10 protein-coding genes are annotated in these 12,379 nt (G+C 63.1%); 4 read left to right on the top strand and 6 right to left on the bottom strand.

The window, feature by feature from the left end:
- Positions 1 to 150: 150 nt before the first annotated feature.
- A complete protein-coding gene (locus BMY38_RS11060) occupies positions 151 to 798 on the bottom strand; it encodes an ATP-dependent Clp protease proteolytic subunit (protein ID WP_092762814.1) in 648 nt (215 codons plus the stop codon).
- Between the two features lie 265 nt (positions 799 to 1,063).
- Here BMY38_RS11060 and BMY38_RS11055 point away from each other — a divergent pair, with 265 nt between their 5' ends.
- The gene (locus BMY38_RS11055) at positions 1,064 to 1,795 is read left to right on the top strand and encodes an ArsR/SmtB family transcription factor (RefSeq protein WP_092762813.1); all 732 of its coding nucleotides are present in this window, start codon (positions 1,064 to 1,066) and stop codon (positions 1,793 to 1,795) included.
- Positions 1,795 to 2,442 (top strand): hypothetical protein, encoded by a 648-nt coding sequence (locus BMY38_RS11050; RefSeq protein WP_139204700.1) that lies wholly within the window; start codon positions 1,795 to 1,797, stop codon positions 2,440 to 2,442. The genes BMY38_RS11055 and BMY38_RS11050 overlap by 1 nt, the downstream gene beginning before the upstream one ends.
- Before the next feature lie 12 nt (positions 2,443 to 2,454).
- Here the strand turns inward: BMY38_RS11050 and BMY38_RS11045 are convergent, their stop codons facing one another.
- Together BMY38_RS11045 and BMY38_RS11040 are read right to left on the bottom strand one after the other, a co-directional pair.
- Positions 2,455 to 3,444, bottom strand: a complete 990-nt coding sequence (locus BMY38_RS11045) for a GT-B fold glycosyltransferase domain-containing protein (protein ID WP_092762809.1) — start codon at positions 3,442 to 3,444, stop codon at positions 2,455 to 2,457.
- 8 nt (positions 3,445 to 3,452) lie between these two features.
- The gene (locus BMY38_RS11040) at positions 3,453 to 6,590 is read right to left on the bottom strand and encodes a valine--tRNA ligase (RefSeq protein WP_092762807.1); all 3,138 of its coding nucleotides are present in this window, start codon (positions 6,588 to 6,590) and stop codon (positions 3,453 to 3,455) included.
- A gap of 143 nt (positions 6,591 to 6,733) precedes the next feature.
- Here BMY38_RS11040 and BMY38_RS11035 point away from each other — a divergent pair, with 143 nt between their 5' ends.
- Both BMY38_RS11035 and BMY38_RS11030 read left to right on the top strand, forming a co-directional pair.
- Entirely contained in the window at positions 6,734 to 9,031 is a 2,298-nt protein-coding gene (locus BMY38_RS11035) for a xanthine dehydrogenase family protein molybdopterin-binding subunit (RefSeq protein ID WP_092762805.1), read from the top strand.
- Positions 9,018 to 10,097 carry a T6SS phospholipase effector Tle1-like catalytic domain-containing protein gene (locus BMY38_RS11030; protein ID WP_092762804.1) on the top strand — a complete coding sequence of 360 codons (1,080 nt, stop codon included), beginning with the start codon at positions 9,018 to 9,020 and terminating at the stop codon, positions 10,095 to 10,097. Before BMY38_RS11035 ends, BMY38_RS11030 begins: the two co-directional genes overlap by 14 nt.
- 20 nt (positions 10,098 to 10,117) lie before the next feature.
- On the opposite strand, the gene BMY38_RS11025 is transcribed toward BMY38_RS11030, so the two are convergent.
- From BMY38_RS11025 to BMY38_RS11015, 3 genes are all read right to left on the bottom strand, one after another.
- Positions 10,118 to 10,546, bottom strand: a complete 429-nt coding sequence (locus tag BMY38_RS11025) for an SRPBCC family protein (RefSeq protein WP_092762802.1) — start codon at positions 10,544 to 10,546, stop codon at positions 10,118 to 10,120.
- A complete protein-coding gene (locus BMY38_RS11020) occupies positions 10,543 to 10,857 on the bottom strand; it encodes an ArsR/SmtB family transcription factor (RefSeq protein WP_092762800.1) in 315 nt (104 codons plus the stop codon). The genes BMY38_RS11025 and BMY38_RS11020 overlap by 4 nt, the downstream gene beginning before the upstream one ends.
- Before the next feature lie 197 nt (positions 10,858 to 11,054).
- Positions 11,055 to 12,368, bottom strand: a complete 1,314-nt coding sequence (locus BMY38_RS11015) for an HlyC/CorC family transporter (RefSeq protein ID WP_092762798.1) — start codon at positions 12,366 to 12,368, stop codon at positions 11,055 to 11,057.
- Positions 12,369 to 12,379: the final 11 nt, after the last annotated feature.

Below are 12,379 nucleotides of genomic sequence, written 5' to 3'. Positions count from 1 at the left end.
GCGGATCGTCCGGGGGCCACAATGGCAAAATCGGCGGCAAAATCCCTGTTCGTCGGTGGCCTTCACGTTAACCTGTTCCGCACCCCGAGTGGGCATGGATCGGGCCGCGAATAGCGTTTCGCGGCCCGTCGTCTGGGAAACCCCACCGTGTCACTTCTTGGTCGTCGGTTTCTCGTCGGGTTTCGCGTCGCCCCGGTTTTCGACGATCTCGTCGATGTGACCCCAGTCCTTGGCTTCCTGCGGCGACATGAAATTGTCCCGCTCCAGCGCCCGCTCGACCTCTTCATAGGTCTGGCCGGTGTGCTTGACGTAGATGTCATACAGCTGCTTGCGGATCTTTTCGGTCTCGCGCGCATGGATCATGATATCGGTTGCCTGACCCTGATATCCGCCCGAAGGCTGGTGAACCATGATCCGGCTGTTGGGCAGCGAGAAGCGCAGACCCTTTTCGCCTGCCGCCGACAGGACCGATCCCATCGAAGCGGCCTGACCGACGACCAGCGTGCTGACGGCGGGGCGGATGTATTGCATCGTGTCGTAGATCGACAGGCCGGAGGTCACGACGCCACCGGGCGAATTGATATACATGCTGATTTCCTTCGACGGGTTCTCCGCCTCCAGATGCAGCAATTGCGCCACGACAAGCTGGCTCATGCCATCGTGGACCGGGCCGTTCACGAAGATGATCCGCTCTTTCAGCAGACGGCTGAAGATATCGTACGCCCGCTCACCGCGACTGGTCTGCTCGACCACCATCGGCACGAGATTGTTCTGAAAATTATCGACCGGGTCGATCATGGCACTGCCCCTTCTGCCACCGCCTCCACGACTGTCGCGGGCGGGCTTGGCAGGAACCTATGCGCGGGGGGCGGGGCCTTCAAGCCGATCTGTCCAACCTGTCTTACTTCTGCGACAACCGGGATCGGCCTTCTGCGGCAACCGGGATCGGCCGGGATCGGGCCGTGGGCAGGGTTCCGACGATCACGGGCGGGGATGCGCCGCGCAAGGCATTGTCAGACCGACGCGATTGACCCGCGCAGCCGTGCGGTGAATAGGATCGGACATGAGTTACGAGACAATCCTGACCGCGCTGGCCGACCCGACGCGCCGCGCCGTATTGGACCGTCTGCGGCGCGGACCCCAGCCGGTCGGTCGCATTGCCGACGATCTTCCGGTTTCCCGTCCCGCCGTATCGCAGCATCTGAAGGTTCTTCTGGACGCGGGGCTGGTGTCGGTTCGGGCACAGGGGACGCGAAATCTCTATGCATTGGTGCCGGGCGGCGCTGGCCCGCTGGGCGATTGGCTGGGCAGTCTGCGGACCGATCCGGCCGATGCTCAACCGGATAGTGCCGTGACCGATACCGCGGACGGCACCCTGCGCCGCAGCCTGACAACCCGCCTGACACCGTCCGAGGCATGGGCCCTGTTTTGCGACGACCTGTCGATCTGGTGGCCCGTCGCCCGCGTGTCGCTGTCGGCGCAATCCGGTGGTGCGCTGCCGCAGATCGTTACCCTGGACGCGCGCCCCGGTGGCCATCTGCAAGAGGTGCTGTTTGACGGATCACGCGGCATTTGGGCCACGGTCATCACGGCGCGTGCGCCCGGCTACCTGCAACTGGACTGGCGGCTGGAGACGGTGGACGGCTCTGTCGTGACCGTCGTTTTCACGCCCCAGGACGGGGGGTCACGCTTGACCTTGACCCAGGATACCGACACGACCCGGACGGCGGACCTATGGGATGCGGTGCTGGACCGTTTCTCGGCCGCCGCCAACTCGAGCCTGTCGAACTTCTGATGCGTCCCATCCGCGTGATTGCCCTTGCCCTGCCGGTGCTGGTCCTTGCCAGCTTCTCGTTTCCGCGCACCGTGCTGTTGCCCGGCGCGCACGGGTTCCGCGAGATCGCGCCGCGCGTCTGGATGCAGCCCGGCGCGCGCGACCCCGTTGAGGTATTGAACGAACTCGACTGGGCCGAAACCAGAATCGAAGAGTGGTGGGGCGGCGCGACTGAACGGCCCCGCATCCTCATCTGTGGCGATACCGGGTGCGACGGGTCGCTTGGCGGCGTCGGACCCTATGCACAGGCCTACGATCAGTATCTTCTGATTCTGCATTCCCGGCTGAGCACCGAGGCCGCGGACCTGCGCCGGGCGATTATCGCCCATGAACTCAGCCATGCGGCGCTGGCATCGCGGGTGTCGTCCTGGCGGCTGCTGACCGGCGATATGCCGGCCTGGCTGAACGAAGGGCTGGCGGTTCTTGCCTCTGACGATCCACGCTTCGACCTGACGCCCGAGCGCTGCGCGTTGCTTGCCGACGAAACCCTGCCTGAAAGTATGCGCGACTGGGACCATGCGGCGGGTCAGCGCGATCGCCCGATCTATCAGGCAGCGGCCTGCCGGGCCCGCGACTGGCTTGCAACCAACGCCCTGTCGGACCTTTAGCCCGCAGTCGCTTCAACGAAGCCAGAGACCTTCGCGCTTCAGCCGGTTGCGGATTGCCTGTTCCTTGCGGGGCAGGTCGCTGCGGTCGAACAGCGCCCGCGCCTTGCCGCCCTTGGGCTGATACAGGAACCGCTTGAACGGTTCGTAGTCCTTGAGAACTTTCTTGACCGGGTTGGGGGCCGTCGCCGCCTGGACCGCTGTGATCACATGGTCTGGCGCGGTCGCGTACATCAACGGCAGAAAGCGGTAATGAAAGCTGTGGCTGCCATCCAGCAGGCCATCGTCGATCCCGCCCTTGTCACCGGGTCGCCCGCCGCCCAACTCGTGAATCGCCAGGGGGAGCGCGGCCTGATCCAGCCAGGGATCCAGCACCTGACAGGCGACCTCGTCGGGCGGGTCGTCACGGATCATCAGGGCGGCGTCCAAAAAGGCTCTGCGAAACGCGTCCGGATGTTGTCCGAAGAACCACCCCGCATTGAAATAGAGATAGCGCTGCCAGTATTCGTCAGGCCAGTTCAGATCCAGCGTATCTGCCAGCCGTCCGCCACGTCTTGCATGAAGAACGCCCCATATATCGTTGTAACCAGGCCCGTAAATCTCGATTTCAGGCCAGGTCCCCTCGCGCTTCATGCTGGCGGCAGGACGCGAGAAATCAATATCAAGCGTCGAGATGTCACTTGTGATCACAGTATCCGTATCGAAGAACATGAACGGCCCGTCAGGCAATGTTACCAGACCTTCGATCTTGTTGCCGTTGGGATAATAGCTTCCGAAATGCCGGCTCTCGAATGGCACGATCTCAGCGCCCAGCGACTCCAGAAGATCACGCTGCGGCCCGGCCGGTATGCGCGGGTCGTCTGACCAGCGATCGCCCGGCTGCGGCTCGGCCACGATCAGCCTTCCGTCCCAGCCCGGCGCGTTGTGGCGCAGGGTCGCGGCGAAGAGGCAGGCTTCGTGGGTCAGGCGGCCGCGCTGACCGACGGTCATGATATTGAAGGTCATCCCGAGCCTCAGCCCAGCTCCGCCAGACTGTAGAGCGCGGTCTGCACCGCGTCCCGTTCCGACTGTCGTTCGGCAAGGTTGGCCCTGGTCTCCTCCACCACCACGGGCGGGGCGGATCCGGCGAATTTCGGATTGTTAACTCTACCCTCTATGCCTTTGATTTCCTTATCGAGCTTGGCCAATAACTTATCCAGTCGCGCCCGTTCCGCTGCAACGTCGATGATGCCGTCCAACGGCAAGGCAAAGCGGCTGCCCATGGCGGTCACGGCGATCGATCCCTTCGGGGCCGCGCCTTCGGTCAGGCCTTCGATCCGGGCCAAGGCAGAAATCATCACCGCATTGGTTTCATAGGACTTTCTTGCTGTATCATCCCAATCGACCGCAACCACCGGGACGTAGGCTCCGGCCGGGACGTTCATCTGCGCGCGTGCAGAACGCACTGCCTCGATAAAGGCGATGGCCCAGCGGATTTCTGTTTCTGAAGCGGTATCAATGACTTTCGAGGTGACGTTCTCAGGCCATGTGCCATGGACCAGCATGCCGTCGTGACCGGTGACGCGCCACAATTCCTCGGTCACGAAAGGCATGAACGGGTGCAGCAGGGTCATGCAGTTGTTCAGAACCCACCCCATGACGGTCTGCGTTTCCGCTTTTTCGTCAGAGGCTTCGCCCTGCAACACAGGCTTGGAGAATTCGACATACCAGTCGCAGACCACGTTCCAGACGAACTTGTAGAGCGCGCTGGAGGCATCGTCGAACCGGTATGCGGCAAGGGCGGCATCGACGTCTTCGCGGACACGCACAGTTTCGCCGATGATCCAGCGGTTGACCGTCATGTTCACGTTTTGGGGTAAGTCCGCACCGCTGGTTAACGCAAATTCCACGTCATACATTCCGGCAAACCGGACCGCGTTCCACAGCTTGGTCGAGAAATTGCGATAGCCGGTGACGCGTGCCGTCGACAGTTTCAGCTCCCGACCCATCGAGGCCATGGAGGACAGGGTGAAACGCACGGCGTCGGCCCCGAATTCGTCGATCAGTTCCAGCGGGTCGACGACATTGCCGAGACTTTTCGACATTTTCACACCCTTGGCGTCCCGCACAAGCGCATGCACGTAAACGTCTTTGAAAGGAATGCGGTCTGCGACGGGCCTGGATTGGTCGGTGACGGCCAGCTGCATCATCATCATCCGGGCGACCCAGAAAAACAGGATATCGAAGCCGGTGACAAGGACGGACGTCGGGAAGTATTTGTCGAGCTCGGGTGTGTCTTCGGGCCATCCCAACGTACCCAACGGCCACAGGCTGGAAGAAAACCAGGTGTCGAGGACATCCGGGTCCCGGAAGGCCGGTATCGTCTGCGGACTCTGCGGCTGACGGATTTTGCCTTCGGTTCGGGTGTTCAGACCGGCAAGATCGTCGCGGATCACGTCGAGCGCGGCGGACTCATCCTCGACGAAACGTATGTCGGCGTCTTCGCCGTGGATCAGGCGAAGTTGCTCCAGCGCCGCTGCCTCGGACGTCGCGCAAATCGGCAGCCAATCCGCATCACCATCGGGGTCGAGCGTGTACCAGACCGGCACCTGATGCCCCCACCAGAGTTGCCGGGAAATGCACCACGGCTCAATGTTCTCCAGCCAGTGGAAATACACTTTCTCGTCACCCTTGGGCAGGATACGGACGGTCCCGTCCCGCACAGCGTCGATGGCGGGCTGCACGATTTTCGCGGTGTCGACGAACCACTGATCGGTCAGCATCGGCTCGATCACGACCTTGGAGCGGTCGCCATAGGGCTGCATGATCGTCTTGGATTCGACCAGCGGAACCAGAGCCAGTTCGGGCGGTATGCCGCCTTCCTCGAAGCTGTCGGTCGGGGCCCCGGCCTGTCCATCGGCAAGCGCGGCGGAGGAGGCGGACTTGCGCCCCAGGCGGGGGTCGCTTTCGGGGACCATGACGGCCAGCCCTTCTGCGGTGATATCCTCGACCACGCGTTTGCGCGCCTCGAACCTGTCCAGCCCGCGATAGGCGTCGGGCACGAGGTTGATGGCGTCGATCTCGGCTTCGGACATTTCCTCGCCGTCGCGGATGGCCTTGGCCTTTGCTGCCTCCTCGGCGTAAGGCGCGCCGTCGTCGCGCATCGCGGCGCTGGTGTCCATCAGGCGGAAACACGGGATATTGCCGCGTTTGGCCACGGCGTAGTCGTTGAAATCATGCGCGCCGGTGATCTTGACCGCGCCCGAGCCAAAGTCCTTGTCGGGGTATTCGTCGGTGATGATAGGGATCAGGCGGCGTTGATCCTTCGGCCCGACCGGGATTTCGCAGAGTTTGCCGACGATGGAGGCATAGCGTTCATCCGTCGGATGTACTGCAACCGCGCCGTCGCCAAGCATGGTTTCGGGGCGCGTCGTGGCAATGGAAATATAGTCGCGAACTTCGGTGAACAGGATTTCACCATTTTCATCACGTTCGGTATACTCATAGGTCTCGCCATCGGCGAGCGGGTATTTGAAGTGCCACATGTGGCCCGGCGTCTCGATATTCTCGACTTCCAGATCGGAAATCGCCGTCTCGAAGCGCGGGTCCCAGTTTACCAGACGTTTGCCGCGATAGATCAGGCCGTTGTCGTACATATCGACGAAGACCTTGATGACGGCATCGTGGAAATTCTGGCTGCCCGGCCTGACATCGGGATCGCCCGGTGCGCCACCCATGGTAAAGGCTTCGCGGGTCCAGTCGCAGGACGCGCCGAGGCGCTGAAGCTGACTGATGATGGTGCCGCGCGATTGCGTCTTTTGTTGCCAGACCCGCTCCAGGAAGGCGTCGCGCCCCATCTCCTGTCGCGACGGCTCACCGTTCGCGGCCATGTCGCGTTCGGTCACCATCTGGGTGGCGATACCGGCATGATCGGTTCCCGGCTGCCACAGGGTGTCGAAGCCGCGCATCCGGTGCCAGCGCGTCAAGATGTCCTGCAAGGTGTTGTTGAAGGCATGGCCCATGTGCAGGCTGCCGGTGACATTGGGCGGCGGGATGACGATGCTGAACGTCTCGGGACGCGATGCATTGGCCCCTGCGCGGAAATATCCACCGTCGATCCAGTCCTTGCTGATCCGCGCTTCGGCGGATTTCGCGTCGAATGTCTTGTCCATTTCGGGCCTCATGTTCTGTTGCCCCGGTCCTAGCGCGACGGCAGGCGAAGGGGAAGGTGGACTGGGGGGAGGTGCATGGCTGGACTATGGGACGCGGGCCGCTAGTGTCCGCATCAGCACCTTCATTCCGTTCGGAGACATCCATGGACAAGTTTGGCCTGAGCCAATCGACACGACGCACTGAAGATCCCCGGTTTTTGACCGGACAGGGCGCTTACGTTGACGATACCGCGCCCGCAGGGGCGCTGCATGCCTATGTCTTGCGTTCGCCCGTGGCGCATGCGGATATCACTTCGCTGGACGTGTCCGAAGCCGAGACAATGGACGGTGTGCGCGCCGTGCTGACGGCCGAAAGCGTCGAGGCGGCAGGCGTCGTGAATAACCTTCCGACGGCGGTGGCGAAGAATCGCGACGGATCGCGGGCGGCGGACCCGCAGCGGCCGTTGCTGGCCAGGGACCGTGTGCGGTTCGTGGGCGAGGGCATCGCGATGGTCGTGGCCGAGACGCTGCAGCAGGCGCGCGATGCGGCGGAGGCCATCGAAATCGACTTCGAGGAGCTGGACGTCAAGATGGACGTGGCCGATGGCGGCCCGACGATCCACCCCGAGGCCCCGGACAACGTCGTCTATGACTATGCCAAGGGCGACGAGGCGGCGTGCGACGCGGCCCTGGCCAAGGCGGCGCGGGTCGTGGACCTGACGGTCGACGACAACCGCATCATCTGTGCGTCGATGGAACCGCGCGGATCCTGGGCCGAGGTGGAGGACGACCGGCTGCACGTCTGCGTGAACGGGCAGGGTGTCTGGGGCATGAAGGATCAGCTGGCCAAGTCGTTTGGCATCGACAAGTCGTCGGTGCGCGTGACCAACCCCGATGTGGGCGGCGGATTTGGCATGAAGGGGATGAATTATCCCGAGACGGTGCTGGTGGCGCATGCGGCGCGCGAATTGGGCCAACCGGTCCGCTGGATGGGCGACCGGTCCGAGGCGATGCTGTCGGACAATGCGGGCCGCGACCTGATCTGCCGCGCCAGGCTGGGGTTCGACGCCGACAACAGGTTGATCGCCTACCGGATGGACAACGTGGCCAACATGGGGGCCTATAATTCGGGCTATGCGCAGCATATCCAGTCGGAACTGTTCAGTAAGGTGATGCCGGGCTGCTATGACGTGCAGGCCTGTTTCATGACGTCCCGCGGCATCTTCACCAATACCACGCAGGTCGACGCCTATCGCGGGGCGGGGCGGCCCGAGGCAATCTATGTGCTGGAACGTGCGATGGATTTCGCCGCCAGAGAGTTGGGGGTGGACCGGTTCGAATTGCGGCGCAAGTGCTTCATCCAGCCCGATCAGTTCCCCTACGAGAGCGCGATGGGCGAGACCTATGACGTGGGCGATTTCCCCCGTGTGCTGAACCGCGCCATGCGCGAGGCGGACGTGGCCGGGTTCGACGCGCGGCGCGAGGAGAGCGCCACACATGGCAAGCTGCGCGGGCTGGGCCTGTGCTATTATATCGAGAGCATCTTGGGTGACCCGAGCGAGAGCGCCGAAATCGAGTTTACCGATGACGGCCGCGTGACGCTTTACGTGGGCACGCAATCGAACGGGCAGGGGCACGAGACGGTGTATCGGCAATTCCTGTCAACCGATCTGGGCATCTCGCCCGACCTGATCGATATCGTGCAGGGTGACAGCGACCGCATCGCCACGGGCGGCGGCACCGGCGGGTCACGGTCGGTTACGACGCAGGGCACCGCGAACCGCGCGACGACGGCCAGGGTGATCGAGAAGTTCACGCCTTTCGTCGCCGGTCTGATGGATGTGGAGGCGGTCGACTTCGAAGACGGCGGCTTCCGCGCCGCCGGATCGAACACGGTGATGACCGTACTGGAGGCCGCCGCCGCCGCGCGGGAAGCAGGTGAGACGGAGCTTCTGAAAACCCGCGAGACCGCGACTCTGCCGGGGCGCAGCTTCCCCAACGGCGCGCATCTGTGCGAAGTGGAAATCGACGGCGATACCGGCCATCTGGAGGTGGTGAAATACACCGTGGTCGACGATTTCGGTAACCTGATGAACCCGATGCTGGCCGAAGGTCAGGTGCATGGCGGTGTCGTGCAGGGCATCGGTCAGGCGGTCAGTGAACACGTCGTCTATGACGAAACCGGGCAGCTTCTGACCGCGTCGTTCATGGATTACGGCATGCCGCGCGCCGTGCAGGTGCCGATGATCGCCTTCCATTCCGAGCCGGTACCGTCGACGGCCAATGTGCTGGGCATGAAGGGCTGCGGCGAGGCGGGGACGGTGGGCGCGATGGCCGCCGTCGGCAATGCCGCGCTGGACGCCCTGTGGGACCTGGGGCTGCGCCGGGTCGACATGCCGTTCACGCCATCGCGTGTCTGGTCGATGCTGCAACAAGCAAAGGGTTCGATTGCCGCTGAGTAACTTCATCACTCGCCTGTTCGGGCGTGACAGGGCGGGGATCACCCGCAATGTCGCGCGCGCGCAGACGCATGTGGTTCTGATCGACGGGACGTTTTCGTCGTTGCAACCGGGAACCGAGACGTCGATCGGACTGACCTATCGCTTGTTGGCAAGGCAGGGTGCGCATTGCCTCTATTACGAACCGGGGATCGAATGGCGCGGATGGCGCAATTTACCCGAAGTGATGGCCGGCGTCGGCATCAACCACCAGATCAGGCGCGCCTATCAGTTTCTGGCCGAACGCTATCGCCCCGGTGATCGTATTTTTCTGCTGGGGTATTCGCGGGGCGCCTATGCGGTGCGGGCGCTGGCGGGCCTGATCGACCGCATCGGCCTGCTGCGGCCCGAACATGCCAGCGACGATCTGGTGCTGCAGGCCTATGGCCATTATCGCGACGACCCCATCCATCCGGGCGCGCGCAGCTTCGCGGCGCAGTATTGCCATACACGGGCCGGGATCACCGCCGTCGGTGTGCTGGATACGGTGCAGGCGGTGGGTATCCGCTGGCCGATCCTGTGGCGTCTGTTTCCCAAGGTCCATGCCTTTCGGTCGCATCGTCTTGGGCAATCGGTCGAATACGGGTTTCACGCCATGGCGTTGGATGAAAACCGCAATGCCTATGCGCTGGACCGCTGGCGCACGCGGGGCAACCGGACGGCCAGTGTGGAGCAGGTCTGGTTTCGCGGCACACATGGCGATGTCGGTGGGCAGTTGAACGGGCGAACGACAGCCCGGCCCCTGGCAAATGTTCCACTGGTCTGGCTGCTGTCGGAACTGGAGCGTGTCGGTCTGGACCTGCCCGGCGGCTGGCAGGATGGTCTTCCGACCGACGCGACCGCGCCGTCGGCGGGCAACTGGGGCGGGTTCGGACCGGTATTCCTGTCGCGCAGACTGCGGCGCGTGGGGCAGGACCCCAGTGAATGGCTGCACCCGAGTGCGGCGGGCCACCGCGCGGCGCGGCAGTTGCGGATCTGGGGTGCCCGGAAGGGAGACACCGTTCGGAGTGAGACGGACGCGGCCGAATAGGCACCGCGCCCGTTGCTTCATCAGATATCGTGCAGCGACTGCCGCATCCGGGCCATATGATCGTCCCAGCCCTTGTCCATCGCCAGGATCAGATCGAACGCCGCCGACCCTTCGGGCAAGCCTTCGTGGGTCATCGACAGCCGGGTTCCGTCGGCGACATCCTCCAGTCGCCAGCGAACCGTGCTGGTCGCCTCGCCCATCGGGGCGACGGTAAAGCTGTAGTCGAGACGCGAATAGGGTTCTGCCAGAAGAATTTCGCCCCATATCAGCCTGTCTCCGCTGTCGGTTCCGAACAGCTCGTATGGACCCGCAACCAGCGGTTTCTCCGGCTTGTGGAACCAGATCGCCAGCTTGTCAGGCTCGGTCAGATAGGCCCAGACCTGTGCGGGTGAGGCCCTCAGGTAAATGGATTTCCGGAGGGTTCGGTCAGACGTCGTATGGCCGGTCATTGCATGTCCTTTTCAATGGATGCCCTGAGGCGGGAAAGCCGGTCGTCCCAGAAGGCGTCGAAATATCCGAACCAGTCGAAAACCTGCTTCAGCCCCTGGGGGTTCAGCGTGTTGATCCGGGCGCGACCTTCTGGACGCACGGTGATGAGATTGCCGTCGCTCAGAACGGACAGGTGCTTCTTGACGGCTGCGCGGGTCATGTCGAAATTTTCGGCGACCTCGGCGATGGTCATGTCCTGATGTGCAAGCATCATCAGGATGTCGCGTCGGGTCGGGTCCGCCAACGCGCGAAATGCGGCCTGCGCGGTCATGGGCGCGCCGATTCGACCTGGGCGCTACGGATCATGCGGACAAGTATGGGAAATTCGGGCATATCAGACACCTTCGTAATACCATTCGGTATCAATATATATGAAACCTTATGGTATCATGTCAAGGGTGTAACCGGACACTGCCGCTGCACAGGGTTACGCTCGCCTCCAAAGCAGAGGGTTTCCTGCCTAACGCCTCACCTGAGGGGCCTGATCCGCAGCATCGTGATCCGGTTCGCCTCGCGGGACGCGACCTCGAAACGGAAGCCATGGAAACTGAATACCTGACCCTTGGTGGGAATCGTCTGCGCCTCGTGAATGACAAGACCTGCAACAGTATTCGCCTCGTCATCCGGCAGGCCCCAGTCGGTCGCGCGGTTCAGATCGCGGATCGTCATGGCACCGTCGATCAGATAGCTGCCATCGGCTTCCGGCAACAGCTCCGGCTCCTCGGGGTGGTCGTATTCGTCGGTGATCTCGCCCACGATCTCCTCCAGAATATCCTCCAGAGTGATCAGACCCTGCAACGCGCCGTATTCGTCCACCACCAGCGCGAAATGCGTATGGCGGCGCAGAAACTGACGCATCTGATCGTCCAGCGTCGTGGTTTCGGGGATGAAATACGGCTCCATCATCACCTGCGTCACATCCAGACGTTCGACCGCATCTATACCACCGTCCTGCCCACGGACCAGACGGTCGATGGCCCGCAGCAGATCCTTGGAATGCAGAACGCCGATAATGTTCTCCGGCTCGTCGCGATAGACGGGCAGGCGGGTGTGACGGCTGGCCAGCGACTGGTCCAGAATCGCGGCGGGCGCGGAATCGACGTTCACCATCTCGATGCCGGAACGGTGCAGCATGATCTCCTCGACGAAGCGGTCGGCCAGGTCCAGCGCGCCAAGCAAGCGGTCGCGGTCCTCCTTCTCGACGTTGCCTTCGGTATGGCCCAGGGCGATGGCCCCCATGATTTCCTCGTGCGCGGACATGATGTTGCTATCGGGGTCGGTGTCGACGCCGAACAACCCCAGAACCACACGCACGAAGGCCCGGACGGCGGAGACGATCGGACTGAACACCCGGATCACGATGGCGATGGCCGGGGCGACGCGCGATGCGGCCGACTCGGGGTTGGTGATGGCATAGGTCTTGGGCAGCACCTCGGCGAAAACCAGAACCAGCGCCGTCATTACCAGTGTCGCGATGGCCACGCCCTGTTGCCCGAACAGCGTCGTAAACAGCGCGGTCGCCAGAGAGGCCGACAGGATGTTGACGATGTTATTGCCCAGAAGGACGCTGCCGATCAGACGTTCGTTGTCTTCGGTCACGGCCAGTGCGCGGGATGCCCCGGCGCTGCCCTTGTCGGCCTGAGTGCGCAGCTTGGCGCGACTGGCGGCGGTCAGGGCGGTTTCGCTGCCCGAAAAGAACGCCGACAGGATCAGCAGCAGGACGATGCCCGCCGCCGTGCCCCAGGTCGCGCCCCAGTTGATCGTGTCGATAGTGTTTTCCATGTCGGAGTTAT

Origin of the sequence: Jannaschia helgolandensis, assembly GCF_900109285.1 — a bacterium.
GTDB lineage: Bacteria > Pseudomonadota > Alphaproteobacteria > Rhodobacterales > Rhodobacteraceae > Jannaschia > Jannaschia helgolandensis.
Note: the sequence above shows the minus strand (reverse complement) of the source record. Positions and strands in the feature narration are given on the sequence as shown.